This window comes from Micromonospora sp. II (genome assembly GCF_001709195.1).
GTDB lineage: Bacteria > Actinomycetota > Actinomycetes > Mycobacteriales > Micromonosporaceae > Micromonospora > Micromonospora chalcea.
Map to the genome: position 1 here is coordinate 160,994 of NZ_LYXF01000004.1, position 18,614 is coordinate 179,607.

Here is an 18,614-nt window from a genome sequence, read left to right on the forward strand (position 1 = left end):
AAATGAGAAGAACTCATAAACCGGCGGACCGTGACGCGACCCACGCCGGGATGCGCTGTCCCGGGCGGCGGCTACCCGGCAGGATCGCGGGCATGCCCGCACCATCGACCGGGAGCGCCGCCGCGCTCGACGAGCCCGACCTGGGCCATCACGGGGACGCCGAGGCCACGCCTGGCCTGGTCGACCTGGCGGTCAACGTGCGCCGCGCCCCGATGCCGGACTGGCTGGCCGACCCGGTCACCGCCGCGCTGGGCGACCTGGCCGCGTACCCGGACCCGGCGCCGGCCCGCGCCGCCGTCGCTCACCGGCACGGGCGACCCCCGGAAGAGGTACTCCTCACCGCCGGCGCCGCCGAGGGTTTCGTCCTGATCGCCCGCGCGTTGTCCGGCGTCCGCCACCCCGTCGTGGTGCACCCCCAGTTCACCGAGCCGGAAGCCGCGCTGCGGGCCGCCGGGCACCGGGTGGACCGGGTGCTGCTCGACCCGGCCGACGGCTTCCGCCTGGACCCGGCGAGCGTCCCGGAAGACGCCGACCTGGTCATGATCGGCAACCCCACGAACCCGACCTCCGTGCTGCACCCGGTGGAGGCGATCGCCACGCTGGCCCGCCCCGGACGGGTGCTCGTGGTCGACGAGGCCTTCGCCGACACCACCACCGCGCCGGGCATCGACGGCGAGCCCGAGTCCCTGGCCGCGCGCCGTGACCTGCCCGGCCTCGTGGTCGTGCGCAGCCTCACCAAGACCTGGGGCCTGGCCGGGCTGCGGATCGGCTACCTGCTCGGCGACCCCGCGCTGCTGGCCCGGTTCGCCGCCGCGCAGCCGCTCTGGGCGGTCTCCACCCCCGCGCTCGCCGCCGCCACCGCCTGCGCCGCGCCGGCCGCCGTCGCCGCCGAACGCGCCATCGCCGCCGAACTCGCCGCCGACCGCGACCACCTGGTGGCCCGCCTGTCCGGCCTGCCCGGGGTACGCGTGGCGGGCCGCCCCGCCGCCGCCTTCGTCCTGATCCACGTGGCCGGCGCCGCCGACGTACGGGAGCGGCTGCGCGCGCACGGCTGGGCGGTACGCCGGGGCGACACGTTCCCCGGGCTCGGCCCGGACTGGCTCCGGATCGCCGTACGCGACAGGGGCACCACAGACGCGTTCATCGAGACGCTGGCACGGATCCTGGAGGCATGATGCTGGAGTCCACAGTCGCGGCGATCCGGCCGCTGGACGAGGCCGCCATGGCGGCGGCCCGCGAGTTGCAGGGGCGGCTGACCAAGCCCGCGGGCTCGCTCGGCGCCCTGGAGCCGCTCTCGGTACGCCTCGCCGGGCTGGCGGACGCCTGCCCGCCGCCGCTGCCCGAGCCGGCCGCGGTGGCGATCTTCGCCGGTGACCACGGCGTGCACGCCCAGGGCGTGACCCCGTGGCCGCAGGAGGTCACCGCCCAGATGATCGCCAACTTCCTGGCCGGCGGCGCCGTGGTGAACGCGTTCGCCCGCCAGGCCGGCGCCTCGGTCACGGTGGTGGACGTCGGCGTGGCCACCCCGATCCCCGGCGCCGAGTCCGCCGACCCGGCCGGGCCGCGTCTGGTGTCCGCGAACGTCCGCGCCGGCACCCGCGACATGACTGTCACCGCCGCGCTCACCCGGGACGAGGCCCGCACGGCCGTCGAGACCGGTATCCGGGTCGCGGGCGAGCTGATCGACGCCGGGGCGGGCATCCTGCTCACCGGCGACATGGGCATCGGCAACACCACCCCGTCCGCCACGCTCATCGCCGCGTTCTCCGGCGTCGACGCCGAGGCGGCCACCGGCCGGGGCACCGGGGTCGACGACGAGACGTACGCCCGCAAGGTGGCGGTGGTGCGGGCCGCGCTGGCCCGGCACGAGCCCGACCCGGCCGACCCGCTGGGTGTGCTGGCGACCGTCGGCGGGCTGGAGCACGCCGCGCTGACCGGCCTGATCCTCGGCGCCGCCGCGCGCCGGGTGCCGGTGCTGCTCGACGGCGTGATCGCGGTGAGCGCCGCGGTCGCCGCCGCCGCGTTCGCGCCGGACGCGGTGGGCGCCATGGTGGCCGGGCACCGCAGCGCCGAGCCGGGCGCCACGGCGGCGCTGCGGCACCTCGGGCTGGAGCCGCTGATCGACCTGGGGCTGCGGCTCGGCGAGGGCACCGGGGCGCTGCTCGCCCTGCCGGTGGTCACCGGCGCGGTCCGGGTACTGCACGAGGTGGCGACGTTCGACTCCGCCGGGGTGGCGGAGAAGTGACCGGACCGACGTCGCCCAGCCCGTACCCCCTGGGGTTGCGGCTGGACGGGCGGCGCGTGGTCGTCGTGGGCGGGGGAGCGGTCGCCACCCGGCGGGTGCCGGCGCTGCTCGACGCCGGCGCGGACGTCCTGCTGGTCTCGCCCGAACTGACGCCGGCGCTGCGTGCCCACGTCGACGCCGGGCGGCTGCACTGGGAGCCGCGCCGGTTCGCCCCCGGTGACCTGGACGGCGCGTGGCTGGTCCAGGTGGCGGTGGACGACCGGACCGCCGCCGCCGCGGTCAGCGCCGCCGCGGCCGAGCGGCGGATCTTCTGCGTACGCGCCGACGACCGGACGGCGGCGAGCGCGTGGACGCCGGCGGTGACCCGGCACGGCCCGGTGACGGTGGCGGTCCTCGGCGGCGGCGACCCCCGCCGCGCGATGGCAGTCCGCGACGCCGTCCGGGAGTTGCTCGGAAGGAAGGGCCCCCCGTTAACGCCTGCGGTAGAGGAAGGGACCCCTGTTAACACCGGCGGCCGCGTCGCGCTCGTCGGATCCGGTCCGGGCGACCCGGAGCTGATCACCGTGAAGGGATGGCGGCTGCTCACCGAGGCCGAGGTGGTCGTCGCCGACCGGCTCGTGCCCGGACTGCTCCTGGACGAGATGCGCCCCGACGTCGAGCTGGTCGACGCCTCCAAGATCCCGTACGGGCCGTCGCGCGCCCAGGAGGAGATCAACCGGATCCTGGTGGACCGGGCCCGGGCCGGCAAGGTGGTGGTACGGCTCAAGGGCGGCGACCCGTACGTCTTCGGCCGTGGCGGCGAGGAACTGCTGGCCTGCGCCGAGGCGGGCGTACCGGTGACTGTGGTACCCGGCGTGACCAGCGCGATCGCGGTGCCCGAGGTGGCCGGCGTGCCGGTGACGCACCGGGGCGTGGCGCACGAGTTCACAGTGGTCTCCGGGCACCTCGCGCCCGACGCGCCCGCGTCACTGGTGCGCTGGGACGCCCTGGCCGGGCTGCGCGGCACGCTGGTGATCCTGATGGGGCTGAAGAACCTCGCCGCGATCAGCGCCACCCTGATCGCGCACGGCAAGCCGGCGGACACCCCGGCCGCGGTGATCCAGGAGGGCACCACGTCGGCCCAGCGCACGCTGCGCTCCACGCTCGGCGCGGTCGCCGCCGACGTCGAGGCCGCCGCCCTGCGCCCACCCGCGATCGTGGTGGTAGGCGACGTGGTGCACGCCCTGACCCCCGCCTGACCCTCCGCCCTCGCCCTCGCCCTACGCCGCCCCGCCCCGCCCCGAGCGCGTCGATCTTGCACTTCGTGCCCGCGGGATGCCCGTTTCGGCCACCTTTGCCCGGGCCGCAACTGCAAGATCGCGGGGGCGGGGCGGGGCGGGCGGGGGCGGGGCGGGGCGGGGATGGAACGAGGGCGGCGGCGGGGACCGGAGGGTCCCCGCCGCCGCCCTCGTACGGCGTTACTGCTTGAGCATGTTGTCCAGCAGCAGGGCGCAGCGGATCAGGCCCAGGTGGCTGTACGCCTGCGGGTGGTTGCCCAGCCCGCGCTCGGCCAGCGGGTCGTACTGCTCCGGCAGCAGCCCGGTCGGCCCGGCCGTGTCGACCATCTGGGTGAACAGCTCCTCCGCGTCGCTCCGGCGGCCGGTGCGCAGGTACGCCTCGATCAGCCATGACGTGCAGATGTGGAAGCCGCCCTCCCGGCCGGGCAGGCCGTCGTCCCAGTGGTACCGGTAGACGACCGGCCCGCTGCGCAGCTCCGCCTCGATCTTGAGCACGGTGGAGAGGAAGCGCGGGTCGTCACCGGCGAGCAGCCCGGAGATGCCGATCCACAGCGACGAGGCGTCCATCTCCTCGTAGCCGTAGGCGACGCTGTACGCCTCGGCCTCCGGGTGCCAGCCGTGCTCCAGCACGTTCGAGGCGATCCGGTCGCGCAGCTCGACCCACTCGGGCCGGTCCTCGCCGCCGTGCCGCCGTACGACGTGCAGCGCCCGGTCCACAGTCATCCAGAGCATGACCTTGGAGAAGACGTGGTGCCGCGGGGGGAGGCGGGCCTCCCAGATGCCGTGGTCGGGCTCGTGCCAGCGGCGGCGTACCGCCTCGACCATGTTCTCCAGCACCCGCCACTCGTCGTCCCGGATCGAGCCCCGGGCGTCGGCGACTGCCGCGATCAGGTCCGCGACCGGGCCGAACACGTCGAGCTGGAGCTGGTGGTTGGCGAGGTTGCCGACCCGTACCGGCCGGGAGCCGGCGTAGCCGGGCAGCGTGTCGATGACCGCCTCGGCGCCCAGCTCGAAGCCGTCCACCGTGTAGAGCGGGTGCAGCCGCTCCGGGTGCCCGCCGGTGCGCTCGACCACGCCGTCGATCCAGCGCAGCAGACCTTCGGCCTCCTCGGTGGAGCCGAGGTCGACCAGCGCGCGGGCGGTCATCGCGGCGTCGCGGAGCCAGCAGTAGCGGTAGTCCCAGTTGCGGACACCGCCCAGCTCCTCGGGCAGCGACGTGGTGGCCGCGGCGAGGATCGAGCCGGTGGGCTCGTGGCAGAGCCCGCGCAGCGTCAGCGCGCTGCGGGCGACCAGGTCCCGGGCGGTGGCGGGCAGCCGCAGCGAGGCCACCCAGTCCTTCCAGGGCTGCTCGGCGGCGGCCTGCCGTTCGTGCACCGGCAGCCGGTGCGGCTCCAGGCTCTGGGTGCCGAAGCGCAGCTCCAGCACCACCTGGCCGCCGGCCGCCGACAGGTCGACCACCGCCTTCGCGGTCTCGTACCCAGCGTCGTTGGTGACCTCCCACTCGACGCCGGGGGAGTGCAGCGCGACCGGCTCGTTGGAGCCGAGCACCAGCAGGCCGTCGTCGAGCGGCTGGAGCTGCACCGCGACCTGGCCGAACTCGGGCCTCGGCGCGAACTCGACGCGGGCCCGCCCGGTGCCGCTGAGCACCCGGACCAGTGTGGAGTCGCCGCTGACCACGGCCGGGTCGTCCGGCGTGGTCTGCCGTACCGGTAGGTCGAGCCAGTCGGTCACGGTCAGGCCGGACCAGCGGGTCTCGACGGTCATCGTGTTGCTGCGGTAGCGCTGGCCGAGCGGGATGCCGCCGCGCTCCGGGCCGACCGTGAAGTGCCCGGCCGGGCTGCCGCCGACCAGGTCGGCGAAGATCGCCGCCGAGTCCGGCTTCGGGTGACACAGCCAGGTGATCTTCGCTTCCGGCGTGACGAGCGCGACGGTACGGCCGTTGGCGAGCATCGAGTGCCGCTCGATCGGCACCGCCCGCTCGCCGAACAGCCAGTGCCGCCGCGTCTCCAGCAGCAGCCCCAGTGCGCGGGCCGCCTCGATCGGCTCGGACACCCGGTAGTCGGCGCGGGTCTCGCCGGGGCCGATCTTGATGCCGACGTCCGGCCCGGTCAGGTTGCCGAACGCGTTCTCGTCGGTGACGTCGTCGCCGATGAACAGCACCGCGCTGGCGGCGAGCTGGGTCCGGAGCTGGTCGATCGCGGTGCCCTTGTTGGTGACCACCACCGACAGCTCGATGACTTCCTTGCCCTGGGTGACCGTCACGCCGTCCCAGGTCGCCGGCCCGTTGCGGACCGCCTCGACGGCCCGGGCGGCGGTGTGCGGGTCGACGCCGCGGGTGTGCACGGCGACGCTGGCGGGCTTGCGTTCCAGGCGGATGCCCGGATGCTCGGCGGCGATCTCCCGCAGCGCCTCGCGGAGCCGGTGCCGGACCGCGATCAGCTCGGGGGTGAGGCGCTCGACGAAGCCGATGTCGAACTCCGAGCCGTGGCTGCCGACGAGGTGCACCTCGCTGGGCAGCCGGGAGAGCGTGGCCAGGTCGCGCAGCGCGCGGCCGGAGACCACCGCGACGCTGGTCTGCGGCAGCGAGGCCAGAGCGCGTACCGCGGCCACCGACTCCGGCAGCGGAACGGCCTTGCTCGGGTCCTCGACGATCGGCGCGAGCGTGCCGTCGTAGTCGCAGGCGACCAGAAGCTGCGGAACCCGGGCGATGCGGCCGATCGCGGCACGCAGTTCGGGATCCAGCACGCCGCCGTGTGCGGCGGCGAGGGCGGGCGAGGTCACGCAGCCTCCGTATCTCCGACGCCGAGCTCGCTGAGGAACGACTTGGCCCAGTGGCCCACGTCGTGGCTGCGCAGATGGCGTTGCATGACGCGCATCCGGCGGCGGGCTTCGGGCTTTTCGACATGCACGGCCCGCAGCAACGCGTCCTTCACCGCGTCCGGGTCGTGCGGATTACACAGGAACGCCTGGCGCAGCTCGGTGGCAGCGCCGGCGAACTCACTGAGCACGAGCGCGCCGCCCTGGTCGGCGCGCGATGCGACGTACTCCTTGGCCACCAGATTCATTCCGTCTCGCAGCGGGGTCACCATCATGACGTCGGCCGCGACGTACATCGCGGCCAGTTCGGAGCGACTGTACGACTGATGCAGATAATGCACTGCAGGCACGCCGACCCGGCCGAATTCACCATTGATCCGGCCAACCTCGCGTTCCACCTTCACCCGAAGTGCCTGGTAGTGCTCCACACGCTCGCGGCTGGGCGTGGCGACCTGCACCATAACCGCGTCCGGAACTGTCAACTTTCCGTCAGCGAGGAGTTCGCGGAAGGCCTTCAGGCGGAGTTCGATGCCCTTGGTGTAGTCGAGCCGGTCGACGCCCAGGATGATGGTCTTCGGGTTGCCCAGCTCCTCGCGGATCTGCTTGGCCCGGGCCTGGATCGCCGGGTCCTCGGCCAGCCGCTCCATCTCCTTGGTGTCGATCGAGATGGGGAACGCGCCCGCCTTCACCTGCCGGCCGTCGACCTGGATCATCTGGCCCTCGTAGCGCAGGCCGAGCAGGTGCCGGGCCAGCCGGACGAAGTTCTGCGCCGCCAGCCGCTGCTGGAAACCGACAAGGTCCGCGCCGAGCAGGCCGCGCAGGATCTCGGTGCGGAACGGCATCTGCATGAACAGCTCGATCGGCGGGAACGGGATGTGCAGGAAGAAGCCGATCCGCAGGTCCGGCCGCAGCTCGCGGAGCATCGCCGGCACCAGCTGGAGCTGGTAGTCCTGGACCCAGACCGTGGCGCCCTCGGCCGCCACGTCGGCCGCGGCCTCCGCGAACCGGGCGTTCACCAACCGGTACGCCTCGCGCCAGCGCCGCTTGTACGCGGGTGTCTCCACGGCGTCGTGGTAGAGCGGCCAGATCGTCGCGTTCGACTGGCCCTCGTAGTAGCGCTCCAGCTCCTCGGCGCTCAACGGCACCGGGTGCAGGCGGATGCCCTCCAGGTCGAACGGCTCGGGCGCGGCGCCGGTGCCGCCGGCCCACCCCACCCAGGTGCCCTGGTGCTCGGCGAGCACCGGGTGCAGCGCGGTCACCAGCCCGCCCGGGCTGCGCCGCCACTGCCGCCCCTCGGGTGTGCTCACCTCGTCGACCGGCAGGCGGTTGGCCACTACGACAAAGGAGCTACGGACGGTCACGATCGGCCACCTCCGGGTACTGACGGGTCCACCGCGATGAGCGTACTGAGCGTAGCTGCGGCCTCTGTTCCCCCGTGCCGGAGTTACCTACCCGTCCCAGAACCGCCGAACCCACCGCGTGATCTTGTCGACACCGGTGGCTCAGAGGTCGATGATCGGCCACTCCTTCGGCAGCACCTCACCGAGCAGCTCCCGCCGGTCCGTCACGATCGGCACGAGCGGATTGGCGGCGGCCTCCATGGCCAGCTGCGCGAGATCCATCCGCCCGGTCATCCGCCGCGACCAGCCTCCGAGGTAGGCGCACATGTCAGGTTCCACGGGGGTGATCTGCACCTGCGGCAGGGCGGCCAGCAGTTCCAGAAGCTCCCACTGCGGAGCCGTGGCCTGCTGATGGGCATGCGCCAGGCAGAGGGCGGGCACCAGCACGTCACGCGCGTAGTCGGCGGCCTCGGCGATCCTCGCACCGACGTCCTTGGCGCCCGAGGCATAGGCCAGCAGCGCGGCCGTGTCGAGCGCCAGGCCGAACTGCGTCACCGCCGCGCCTTCGCCCTGGCCGCAAGGACCTCCGACTGGAGCCGGCTGGCCCGCTCACGAAGCTCGGGCGTGATACTCGCGGTGAGCTGCTGCATCTCCGCGTGGGCCCGGGCCACGTCCTCGTCGGTGATCGTGACACCGGCGCGAGCGAGCAGCACCCGCGTCTGCTCGCCGGCCATCTGCCGACGCACGGCGCGCGCTACGAAGGCGGACACGTTCGGCTCCTTGGCCAGCCGCTCCGCGACGTCGTCCGGCAGGCTCACGGCGATCTTCTTGGTCATACGCCAAGGCTATTCAGTCATACCCGCGCCGGCAAGGAGGCGCGCCACCGTACCCCTGGGGTGGGGTGATGTGGGCGTGGCGGTCCGTACCTGTCAGGATTGACGGCGGCGTGCGTGCGGCCGGCTCCCGGCCGGCGGCGGCGGGCGGAGATCGACGCCCGCGCCCCGCACCCGACAAGCCCGCGAACGCAACCGACGGAGGTAGCCCGCACCGTGGCCCAGTTCATCTACGTCCTGGACAAGGCGCGCAAGGCGCACGGCGACAAGGTCGTGCTCGACAACGTGACGCTGAACTTCCTGCCGGGTGTCAAGATCGGGGTGGTCGGTCCGAACGGCGCCGGTAAGTCCAGCCTCCTCAAAATCATGGCAGGGCTGGACCGGCCGAGCAACGGCGAGGCCCGGCTCATGCCCGGCTACTCCGTCGGCATGCTCGCGCAGGAGCCGCCGCTCAACGAGGAGAAGACGGTCCTCGGCAACGTCGAGGAGGCGGTCGCCGAGACCAAGGCCAAGCTGGAGCGGTTCAACGCCATCGCCGAGCAGATGGCCACCGACTACTCCGACGAGCTGATGGAGGAGATGGGCAAGCTCCAGGAGGAGCTGGACGCCGCCGACGCGTGGGACATCGACTCCAAGCTCGAACTCGCGATGGATGCGCTGCGCTGCCCGCCGCCGGACGCCGACGTCACCAAGCTCTCCGGTGGAGAGCGCCGCCGGGTCGCGCTGTGCAAGCTGCTGCTGGAGGCGCCGGACCTGCTGCTGCTCGACGAGCCCACCAACCACCTGGACGCGGAGAGCGTGCAGTGGCTGGAGCAGCACCTGGCCAAGTACGCCGGCACCGTCCTGGCGATCACCCACGACCGGTACTTCCTGGACAACGTGGCCAACTGGATCCTGGAGCTGGACCGCGGCCGGGCCTACCCGTACGAGGGCAACTACTCCACCTACCTGGAGAAGAAGGCCGCCCGGCTCTCCGTCGAGGGACGCCGCGACGCCAAGATGAAGAAGCGGCTGTCCGAGGAACTGGAGTGGGTCCGCTCGAACGCCAAGGCTCGGCAGACCAAGTCCAAGGCCCGCCTGGACCGCTACGACGAGATGGCCGCCGAGGCGGAGAAGACCCGGAAGCTGGACTTCGAGGAGATCCAGATCCCGCCGGGCCCGCGACTGGGCAACACGGTCATCGAGGCGCAGAACCTGACAAAGGCGTTCGGTGACCGGGTGCTGATCGACGACCTGTCGTTCTCGCTGCCCCGCAACGGCATCGTCGGCATCATCGGCCCGAACGGCGTCGGCAAGACCACGCTGTTCAAGACCATCGTCGGGCTGGAGCAGCCGACCAGCGGCTCGGTCCGGGTCGGCGAGACCGTCTCGCTGTCGTACGTCGACCAGAACCGGCAGGGCCTGGACGGCGACAAGACGGTCTGGGAGGTCGTCTCCGACGGGCTGGACCACCTCATGGTGGGCAAGGTCGAGATGCCGTCCCGGGCGTACATCGCGGCGTTCGGCTTCAAGGGGCCGGACCAGCAGAAGCCGACGAAGGTGCTCTCCGGCGGCGAGCGCAACCGGCTCAACCTGGCGCTGACGCTGAAGATCGGCGGCAACGTGATCCTGCTCGACGAGCCGACGAACGACCTGGACGTGGAGACGCTGTCCAGCCTGGAGAACGCGCTGCTGGAGTTCCCCGGCTGCGCCGTGGTCATCTCCCACGACCGGATGTTCCTGGACCGGGTCGCCACGCACATCCTGGCCTGGGAGGGCGACGACCAGAACCCGGCGAAGTGGTTCTGGTTCGAGGGCAACTTCGAGGCGTACGAGAAGAACAAGATCGACCGGCTCGGCGCCGAGGCGGCCCGGCCGCACCGGGTGACCTACCGCAAGCTCACCCGTGACTGACCGCTTCGTCTACCACTGCGCGTTGCGCTGGTCCGACCTGGACGCGTACGGCCACGTCAACAACGCCCGCTTCCTCACGCTCTACGAGGAGGCCCGGGTGGCGATGATGTTCGCCGGTGGCCGGGCGTGGGGAGTGGGCTCGTTCGCCGACGGGGTGGTCATCCGCCGGCACGAGGTCGACTATCTGCGCCCGGTCGACTACGCGCTCGGCCGGGCCAGCGCGGAGGCGGCCCCGACCGTGCGGATCGAGCTGTGGGTGGACCAGATCCGCAACGCCTCGTTCTCGGTCGCCTACGAGCTGTACGACGGCGACACGCTGGCCAGCACCGCCCGGTCGGTGCTGGTGCCGTTCGACCTCGCCGCCCAGCGGCCACGCCGGATCTCGCCGGACGAGCGCGCGTTCCTGCTCCGCTACGCGCCGGGGCTGAGCGGATGACGACCGGGCACGGGCTGACCGGGGTGGCCGACGCGGGGGCCTTCCTGGCCCGGCTGGTCCGGTTCGACCCGGCCACGGTGGTCCGCCTGCGGCCGGTGCCCGGCGCCGGGCGTACGGCGCTCTGGGCGCGGCTGCCCTGGGGGGTGCTCGTGGTCCGTACCGTGCCCGGCGCCGCCCCCGGTGACGTCACTGTGGCCGCGGGGGAGCTGCTGGCCGAACTCTCCGCCGGGGGCGCGGCGCTGCCGGTACGGCGGGACGACGGCTGGCGCTGGCAGCTCCCACCGGCTGCCAGCCGCCTGGTGGAGACGCTGCCCGGCGCGGAGTTGCGCCGGATCGCGGAGGCGGCGGCCGGGACGCTGCGCGAGGCGGCCACGCACGGGGTGGCCGGCCGCGCGGTGGGTCAGCGGGTGCTGCGGGACGCGTTGCTGGACCACGTCGCCGTGGTGGTGACGCCGGACGAGGACCCGCGCACGCCGGTGGAGGTGTCGCAGCGGCTGGTGCAGGGTCTGGTCCGGATGGGCTTCGCCGGTAGCGGCGAGGACGACGTTCAGGTGCGGGTCGCCGGCCGGTGGGTCGGGCTCGTCGGTCCGTTCGGGGCGGTGTGGTCGCGTACCGTCGCCGATCTTGCACTCAGGCCGATGCCGGGTCAGCCGAAAGTATGACCCATCATCGGCCTTCCGGTTTGGGGCGGCCGTTGGGGGGATGCCTCATGCCGCCTGTCCGGGTACCGTCCTTCCTCGGATCCAACGCACCGTAGGCGATTGGATCCGCTGGGGAGTGAGGTGCGCGAGCGATGCCGTGGTGGTCATGGCGCCCTGGTCCCGCCGCTGGCGGCGAACCGGAGACTCGAAGCGGAGTCACAGTGGATGACACCATCCGGGTGGGGCCACCTACCCCGCGCCAGCCGGGAGACGACGCGCCGGCACCCGAGCGCCCGGCCCTGGCGGACATGCCGGCCACTGTCGCCCCGGTCACCCTGAGCCGGGTCTGCGACGCGCTCGACCTGCTGGACGTGCGCTACCTGGCCGACGGCGGCGGCAACCTGCTGGCCATGTGGGAGCGGCACGCCGTGCTCGTCGCGCTGGAGGGCCCGGAGGACGAGATCCTGGTGATGCGGGCCCGCCCGCACGCCACCGTCCCGCCGGACTGGGCCGACCGGGCGTACCGGGTGGTCAACGAGTGGAACCACACCCGCCGCTTCTGCAAGGCGTACATCGGCGACCCGACCGAGCGCGGCCAGCTCCCGATCTACGCCGAACTCCAGGTCCCGCTCGGCGCCGGGGCCCACGACGCGCTGCTCGTCGAGATGCTCGACTGCGGCGCCGCGGTCGCCACCACGTTCGTCGACTGGCTGCACGACGAGGGCGCGCTGCTCTGAGAGCCGGGCGGCTCAGCCGGCCGCCGGGTCCTCCATCACGTTCACCATGAAGTAGGCGGCCCGCTCCAGGTAGTCCCAGAGCGCGCCGGCGAGCTGCGGCGGCAGGTCCAGCGCGTCCACCGCCCGGCGCATGTGCAGCAACCAGGCGTCGCGCTCCGCGGCGCCGATCCGGAACGGGGCGTGCCGCATCCGCAGCCGGGGGTGCCCGCGCTGCTCGGAGTAGGTGTGCGGCCCACCCCAGTACTGGATGAGGAAGAGGGTCAGCCGGTCCGCCGCCGGGCCCAGATCCTCCTCCGGGTACATCGGCCGCAGCAGCGGGTCCTCGGCGACGCCGGCGTAGAACTCGTCCACCAGCTTGCGGAAGGCCGGTTCACCGCCGATCGCCTCGAAGAGGGTCATCGACTCGCCTGGGGAAGTCACGCTTCCATCCTGCCAGGTGCGCCCCCGCGGTCGCGCCCGCCCGCGGGGCGGCGCGGATCACGTCACCGCGTGCCGGCGCCGGCCGTGCTCCCGGCCCCGGTCGCCCGCCGCCGGGCCACGCGCGGCGTGCGTGGGTGCGGCGGCGTCCGGGGCCGACTCGGCGCGGGCAGCCGCGATCGCCGCGTCGATGGTGCGCGGCCGAGGCCAGGCGAACGCCGCGACGAGCATCAGCAGCACGCCCGCCGCGCTCCACGCGCCGACCACCGACGGGACGGAGAACCGCTCGGCGAGGGCGCCGGTGGCGAGCACCGCGGCGCCCTGGATGACCTGGGTGCCGGTGGCCATCACCCCGAACGCCCGGGCCCGGTAGCCGTCCGGCAGGGCCTGCACGAACAGCCCGTTGGCGACCGGCACCAGCCCGGCGACGGCGAAGCCGCACGCCGCGGCGAGCAACGCCACCACGGACGGGGCCGGGTCGAGGAGCGCGGGCACGAGAACCGCCGGCGCGATCACCATCAGCGGCCGCATCAGCGCCAACCGGCGCGCCGGGGCGATCAGCCGCCCGATGATCACCCCGCCGAGGACGTATCCGACCGGACCGGCGGCCATGATGACCGCCTGGGCGGTGCCGGCGTCCATCGTGCCGTCGGTGCGCTCGGCGGCCCAGCCGGCGGCCAGCCCTTCGGGGACGATCGAGAACAGCATCGCGCTGAACACCAGCATCGCGATGGCCCGCAGCACCGGCCGTTCGAAGACGATGCGGAAGCCCTGGCCGGTCTCCCGCAGCAGGTGGCTGCGGTGCTTCGCGGTCATCGTCGACGGCCGGTCGCGTACGCCGACGCGGACCAGCAGGGCCGACAGGGCGAAGGTCGCCGCGTTGACGAGCAGCGCGGCGTTCGGGTTCAGCGCGGCGATGGTCGCGCCGATCAGGTAGCCGACGACCTGGGCGGCCTGGGACGCGCTGGTGAACGCGGACAGGCCCACCACCAGCCGGTCGCCGGTGAGGATCTGCGGCATCACCGCCGAGCGCGCCGCCTGGCTCGGCGGATTCGCGAGCGTGGCCAGGAAGATCAGCGCGAGGACCGACCAGGCCGGCATGAACGGCATGGCGACGAGCACCATCAGCGCCATCCGGATCAGGTCGCAGATCACCATGACCCGGCGGTAGCGGTGCCGCTCGGCGAGCGCGGAGAGCAACGGGCCACCGAGCAGCCAGGGCAGATAGCTGACCGCGAACGCGGCGGCGGAGAGCGCGACCGATTCGGTCTCGCGCAGCACGAGCACGGTGACCGCGGCCTTGGCGAGATAGTCGCCGACCCAGGAGAGGATGTTGGCGGCGAAGAGCGCCCGGAACTCCGGCTGACCGAACACGTCGCGGAAGGTGGCCGGGCCCTCCTGGGCGGGTCGCTCGTCGGACACCGTCGCCTCCATCGTTCCTGGTCGACCACTTGTGATGGCCCGACCGGGAACCGTCGTCAGATCAACCGATCAGCGAGGACACGAGCACGCTCCCCGGTGGAGCGTGTTCACCGGATTCTGCCCGATCGTCTGACAACTGGCTAGGGTGAACGGATTGATCGTCGCATCTCCGACTGAACCGAACGGACGATACCCGAGGGGCCGCGCGGAGCGCGACCCCCGGAAAATAGTCCGGCTTGTCCGGCGACTCAGGTGGGTCCGCTGGTCCCCGTGCCCTCGGCAGTGGGCGTCGCCGGCGTCTGGGGCGGCAGCCCGGGGAAGAGCCGGGCCGCCGCGATCTGCGCGGTGATCCCGGAGTTCTCCAGCGCCTCGGCGAGGCGGCGGCGCAGCTCCCGGCCCACCGCGAACTGCCCGTCCGCGGTGGTCTTGACGACGGTACGGATCACCGTGCCGTCCACGGTGATCTGCTCGACGCCGAGGACCTCCGGCGCCTCGACGATCTTCGGCGCCAGCTCCGGGTCCAGCGCCACCGACGCCGCCGCGGTACGCAGCACCGCCGTGGCCTCCTCGGTGCCGGCGAAGCCGATCGGCAGGTCGACCACGACCAGGGCCCAACCCTGACTCTTGTTGCCGACGCGGACGATCTCCCCGTTGCGGATGTACCAGAGCACCCCGCGGCCGTCACGGACCGTGGTCACCCGCAGGCCCACCGCCTCCACCACGCCCGTCGCCTCGCCGAGGTCGACCGTGTCACCGACGCCGTACTGGTCCTCGATCAACATGAACAGGCCGGCGATCAGGTCCTTGACCAGGCTCTGCGCGCCGAAACCGAGCGCCACGCCGGCGATGCCCGCGCTGGCCAGCAGCGGGGCCAGGTCGAAGCTGAACTCCTTGAGCACCATCAGCAACGCGATGCCGAACACGAACGCGGTGACCATGCTGCGCAGCACCGACCCGATCGCCTCGGCCCGCTGCCGCCGCCGCTCCGGCACGAACTGGTCCGGGTCGGGCGTGGCGCTGGGAATCCGTTCCCGCAGCGGGCGGAGCATGGTCGGCACCGCGCCGTCGGTGGTGGTCCGCACCAGCCGGTTGATGGTCCGGTGCAGCGCCCAGCGGGCGGCCACCGCGAGCAGCAGGATCAGCGCCACCCGCAGCGGCTTGAACAGGATCCAGTAGCTGCTCTCGGCGAACCAGGCGGAGTCGGTGACCCGGTACACCCACTCGCAGGAGCTGCTGCCCTGGCAGTCCGGCCGCCGGTCGGAGACGGCGGACAGCAGGGCGGAGATCAGGTCGGAGAGATTCACAGTGCTTTCGTACCGCACCCGCGTCGCCCGTCCGGCGCGGACCCACCGCCGGCCGGGCAACCCGCCCTGCTTCCTGCTCCGTTGTACCGGGGGGCGGCAAAAACGCCCCGGCCCGCACGGGGGCCCCGCGACTGGCCGTCCAGCGCGCAGATGGGCGGAGCAAGGGGAAAAGCGACATGACGGAGGAACTCTTAGGCGCGCGCCGATCCTGGTCCCGTCGTCAGGTGCTGACGGTGGTGGCGGCGGCGGCCGGCGCCGCGCCGCTGGTGGCGACCGGGGCGGCGAAACTGTCTGCCGAATCGCCTGTCAAGTTCCGCAGCGACCCGTTCGAGATCCGCGATCTGCCGCAGGGGCAGCGGCCCTACTACAGCGGGGTGCGGCTGCCGCTCGTCGACACGGGCACGCACGACGAGCACGGCGTACGCATGGCGCTGCTCACCGGCAAGCTCTACGACCATCCGGTGGCCCAGGCCCAGTACGGCATCAACCTGCTGGAGAGTCACCGGGTCACCGGCGATCAGGTGTACCTCAAGCGGGCGATGGCGCAGGCGCAGCGCCTGATCGACAGGCGGGTCGTGCGGCGGGACGCCTGGTTCTACCCGTACCGGTTCCGGCACGCCATGCACCGCGGCACCGACGTCTACGAGACGCCGTGGTACTCGATGATGGCCCAGGGGCAGGCGATGAGCCTCTTCGTCCGGCTGGCGCAGATCGTCGGCGAGCGCACCCACTGGCGGCAGGCGGCCGACTCGACGTTCGCGTCCTACCTGCTCCCGCCGGTGGGCGGCCTGCCGTGGGGGGTGTACGTCAAGGACGGGCTGCTCTGGCTTGAGGAGTACGCCCACCCGACGCGGGTGCGCGGCGACCAGACCTACAACGGGCACGTCTTCTCGGCCTTCGGGCTCTGGGACTACTGGAGCCTGAGCCGCGACGCCCGGGCCCGCCAGATGCTCCAGGGCGCGATCACCACCGCCCGGGACGCCCACCACCTCGTCCGCACCCGCCAGTGGCGGAGCCGGTACTGCCTCACCCACCGCAAGGACGCGGGCATGTACCACTCGACGCACATCATCCAGCACGCCGTGCTGCACGCGATCACCGGCGACCCGACATTCGCCGGGATCATGGACCTGTTCTACTCCGACCACCCCACCTACGGGGTGTCCGGAACGATCCGGCTCGCCCCCGGGGACCACGTCGGCTACAAGTTCGACGCGTCCGGCACGGTCCTGGACCGCAAGCGGATCTCCCTGACCAGGCCGACCGAGGCGGCCTCCACGGAACGGCACAAGGTGATGCGGCAGACCGGCATCTGGTACGACATCAGCGAGGGGAGCCTGAGCGGCTACCTGGTCCAGGAGATCCCCGGCCGGTCGTACCAGATCGGGAGAGCGGCGCCGATCGGCTACCGCATCCCGCGCTCGGCGGTGGTCGTCGCCGCGCCCGGCAGGGCGTACTCCCTGGACGACGCCGGGAAGGTGACGGCGGTGACCGCCGGCCTCGCCGTCGGTGACACCGTGACAGTGGATCTGCGCGCCGCCATCGACGGCGTCCAGCACTACCGCCTGGCCGCCGGCCCGCACGAGGGCCAGTGGGTCCGGCTGGGCACCCTGCGTAGCGTCGGCACGGCGTAGCGCGAGCGCGCCGGACCGCCCCGGTGCGGGTGATCCGGTGGGCCGCTTGCAGATTCGTGCGTGCAATCGAGGGCGCGATCAGGGACTATTGGCGCAACGGACGTCGGTGATCCGGCCGGCGTCGGAATTCGTTCCGCGCTGTTCGCGGGCGGTTCCGGCGCGCAGACGGCGGGAGCGGCTGGACCGGGAGGGTGAGCGCGATGCCTGACATACGACCCACGGCGGGCTCCGGTGCGCTCGTTCTCAACGCCACCTACGAACCCCTGTGCGTCGTGTCGGTGCGTCGTGCCGCGATCCTCGTGCTCTCCGCCAAGGCGATCTGCGTCGCCGACGGCGAGGGCATCCTGCACAGCGCGCGCAACGCGTTACCGGTGCCCTCAGTGGTACGCCTGACCCGCTACGTCCGGGTGCCCTACCGCACCCACGTCGGGCTGTCCCGGCGGGCCGTGTTCGCCCGCGACGGGTGGCGGTGCGCGTACTGCCGGGGGCCGGCGGAGACCATCGACCACGTGTTCCCGCGCAGCCGGGGTGGCCGGCACGCCTGGGAGAACGTGGTCGCCGCGTGCGCGCGGTGCAACCACACCAAAGGCGACAAGACGCCGGCCGAGCTGGGCTGGCGGCTGCACCACCTGCCGGCCGCCCCGAAAGGGGCGGCCTGGCGGGTTCTCGGGCACCGCGCGCCCGACCCGCGCTGGGCGGACTGGCTCGACCTGCGCGAGCCCGAGTCCGAGGCGGCCTGACCGGAGCGCTCAGCGCGCCTTGACCAGCGAGGCGTAGACGACCAGGTTGTCCGCGTACCCGGTCTCGCCGCCCACCCAGCGCCCACCGCAGGTGATCAGCCGCAGGTTGGGCCGGCTGAAGTCGCCGTAGACGTCCTCCACCGGCAGTTTCTCCTTGCCGTACCGCTCGATCGAGGTCACCTCGAACACCGCCACCGAGCGGTCCTCGCGGGTCACCTCGATCCGGTCGCCGTCGTCGAGGTTCTTCAGCCCGTGGAAGACGGCCGGCCCGGTGGTGGTGTCGACGTGCCCGACGAGCACCGCCGGGCCGTACTGGCCGGGGGTGGGGCCCTGGTCGTACCAGCCGACCTCGCCGGCCCGGTCCACGTCCGGCACGTCGATGCTGCCGTCCGGCGCGATTCCGACGCGGTGCACCGGCGCGCGCAGGTCGAGCTTGCCGATGCTCAGGTCGGTCGGCGGGCTGGCCGGCAGCACCGGGAACTTCTTCGGCGGCGGGCGCAGGCCGGCGACGATCCGGTCCGGCAGCACGCTGACCCCGGTCACCCGTTCCAGCCCGAGCATGGCCACGATCAGCGCCATCACGCTCGCCACCACGAGCACCGGGACACCCGGGTTGCGGCTCGGGGCGTACCGGCGGGTGGTGGCCGGTGCGGCGCGGGCCGGGACCGGCCGCGGGTCGGCGGTGGTGACGCTGGCCGTGAAGGCGTGCCCGGCGACATGGGCGAACCGGCGCGCGGCCCGGGACGTCAGCCGCAGCGCGGCCCGGAGCCGTTTCGCGCGCTCCGGCGGCCGGCGGCCGGCGGCGCGACGGCGGGTGCGGTCCGCCGCCGGGCCGGCGCGGTCCCGGCGGCGCGATTTGCGGGCCATGTCGGCGCCTC

At 73.0% G+C, this 18,614-nt stretch carries 17 protein-coding genes; 9 read left to right on the forward strand and 8 right to left on the reverse strand.

The features are described 5' to 3' along the window. Positions 1-92: 92 nt before the first annotated feature. From cobC to cobA, 3 genes are read left to right on the forward strand one after another with little or no spacing between them, the layout of a single operon-like run. Positions 93-1,175 carry an Rv2231c family pyridoxal phosphate-dependent protein CobC gene (gene cobC, locus A8711_RS01945; protein WP_069087291.1) on the forward strand — a complete coding sequence of 361 codons (1,083 nt, stop codon included), beginning with the start codon at positions 93-95 and terminating at the stop codon, positions 1,173-1,175. Next, the gene (gene cobT / locus A8711_RS01950) at positions 1,175-2,245 is read left to right on the forward strand and encodes a nicotinate-nucleotide--dimethylbenzimidazole phosphoribosyltransferase (protein ID WP_069087292.1); all 1,071 of its coding nucleotides are present in this window, start codon (positions 1,175-1,177) and stop codon (positions 2,243-2,245) included. Before cobC ends, cobT begins: the two co-directional genes overlap by 1 nt. Then, positions 2,242-3,483 (forward strand): uroporphyrinogen-III C-methyltransferase, encoded by a 1,242-nt coding sequence (cobA, locus tag A8711_RS01955; RefSeq protein ID WP_043328883.1) that lies wholly within the window; start codon positions 2,242-2,244, stop codon positions 3,481-3,483. The genes cobT and cobA overlap by 4 nt, the downstream gene beginning before the upstream one ends. Positions 3,484-3,702: 219 nt before the next feature. On the opposite strand, the gene otsB is transcribed toward cobA, so the two are convergent. From otsB to A8711_RS01975, 4 genes are all read right to left on the reverse strand, one after another. Beyond that, positions 3,703-6,303: a trehalose-phosphatase gene (gene otsB / locus A8711_RS01960; protein ID WP_043328885.1), complete on the reverse strand. Its 2,601-nt coding sequence runs from the start codon at positions 6,301-6,303 to the stop codon at positions 3,703-3,705. After that, a complete protein-coding gene (locus tag A8711_RS01965) occupies positions 6,300-7,700 on the reverse strand; it encodes a trehalose-6-phosphate synthase (RefSeq protein ID WP_043328887.1) in 1,401 nt (466 codons plus the stop codon). The genes otsB and A8711_RS01965 overlap by 4 nt, the downstream gene beginning before the upstream one ends. Positions 7,701-7,841: 141 nt before the next feature. After that, positions 7,842-8,234, reverse strand: a complete 393-nt coding sequence (locus A8711_RS01970) for a hypothetical protein (RefSeq protein ID WP_051611384.1) — start codon at positions 8,232-8,234, stop codon at positions 7,842-7,844. Further along, positions 8,231-8,515: a hypothetical protein gene (locus A8711_RS01975; protein WP_043328891.1), complete on the reverse strand. Its 285-nt coding sequence runs from the start codon at positions 8,513-8,515 to the stop codon at positions 8,231-8,233. Before A8711_RS01975 ends, A8711_RS01970 begins: the two co-directional genes overlap by 4 nt. Before the next feature lie 213 nt (positions 8,516-8,728). Between A8711_RS01975 and ettA the strand changes: the two genes are divergently transcribed. The 4 genes from ettA (at position 8,729) to A8711_RS01995 (ending at position 12,219) form a co-directional block, all read left to right on the forward strand. Further along, the gene (gene ettA / locus A8711_RS01980) at positions 8,729-10,405 is read left to right on the forward strand and encodes an energy-dependent translational throttle protein EttA (RefSeq protein WP_043328893.1); all 1,677 of its coding nucleotides are present in this window, start codon (positions 8,729-8,731) and stop codon (positions 10,403-10,405) included. After that, positions 10,398-10,841 carry a thioesterase family protein gene (locus A8711_RS01985; protein ID WP_043328894.1) on the forward strand — a complete coding sequence of 148 codons (444 nt, stop codon included), beginning with the start codon at positions 10,398-10,400 and terminating at the stop codon, positions 10,839-10,841. The genes ettA and A8711_RS01985 overlap by 8 nt, the downstream gene beginning before the upstream one ends. After that, positions 10,838-11,503 (forward strand): hypothetical protein, encoded by a 666-nt coding sequence (locus A8711_RS01990; protein WP_064448653.1) that lies wholly within the window; start codon positions 10,838-10,840, stop codon positions 11,501-11,503. The genes A8711_RS01985 and A8711_RS01990 overlap by 4 nt, the downstream gene beginning before the upstream one ends. Positions 11,504-11,634: 131 nt before the next feature. Beyond that, a complete protein-coding gene (locus A8711_RS01995; RefSeq protein ID WP_043328898.1) occupies positions 11,635-12,219 on the forward strand; it encodes a YbjN domain-containing protein in 585 nt (194 codons plus the stop codon). A 12-nt stretch (positions 12,220-12,231) separates the two neighbouring features. On the opposite strand, the gene A8711_RS02000 is transcribed toward A8711_RS01995, so the two are convergent. From A8711_RS02000 to A8711_RS02010, 3 genes are all read right to left on the reverse strand, one after another. Beyond that, positions 12,232-12,618, reverse strand: coding sequence for a globin (locus A8711_RS02000; RefSeq protein WP_051611386.1), 387 nt, complete (start codon positions 12,616-12,618; stop codon positions 12,232-12,234). Positions 12,619-12,696: 78 nt separating this feature from the next. After that, positions 12,697-14,070, reverse strand: coding sequence for an MFS transporter (locus A8711_RS02005; RefSeq protein WP_064448651.1), 1,374 nt, complete (start codon positions 14,068-14,070; stop codon positions 12,697-12,699). Positions 14,071-14,306: 236 nt separating this feature from the next. After that, positions 14,307-15,362: a mechanosensitive ion channel family protein gene (locus A8711_RS02010; protein WP_223201338.1), complete on the reverse strand. Its 1,056-nt coding sequence runs from the start codon at positions 15,360-15,362 to the stop codon at positions 14,307-14,309. 176 nt (positions 15,363-15,538) lie between these two features. Between A8711_RS02010 and A8711_RS02015 the strand changes: the two genes are divergently transcribed. Together A8711_RS02015 and A8711_RS02020 are read left to right on the forward strand one after the other, a co-directional pair. Beyond that, positions 15,539-16,996, forward strand: coding sequence for a D-glucuronyl C5-epimerase family protein (locus tag A8711_RS02015; protein WP_083296908.1), 1,458 nt, complete (start codon positions 15,539-15,541; stop codon positions 16,994-16,996). Between the two features lie 200 nt (positions 16,997-17,196). Next, the gene (locus tag A8711_RS02020) at positions 17,197-17,736 is read left to right on the forward strand and encodes an HNH endonuclease (RefSeq protein WP_030502198.1); all 540 of its coding nucleotides are present in this window, start codon (positions 17,197-17,199) and stop codon (positions 17,734-17,736) included. Between the two features lie 9 nt (positions 17,737-17,745). Here A8711_RS02020 and A8711_RS02025 read toward each other — a convergent pair whose 3' ends face one another. Further along, complete coding sequence (locus tag A8711_RS02025) at positions 17,746-18,603, reverse strand: class F sortase (protein WP_043328904.1); 858 nt, start codon at positions 18,601-18,603, stop codon at positions 17,746-17,748. Positions 18,604-18,614: the final 11 nt, after the last annotated feature.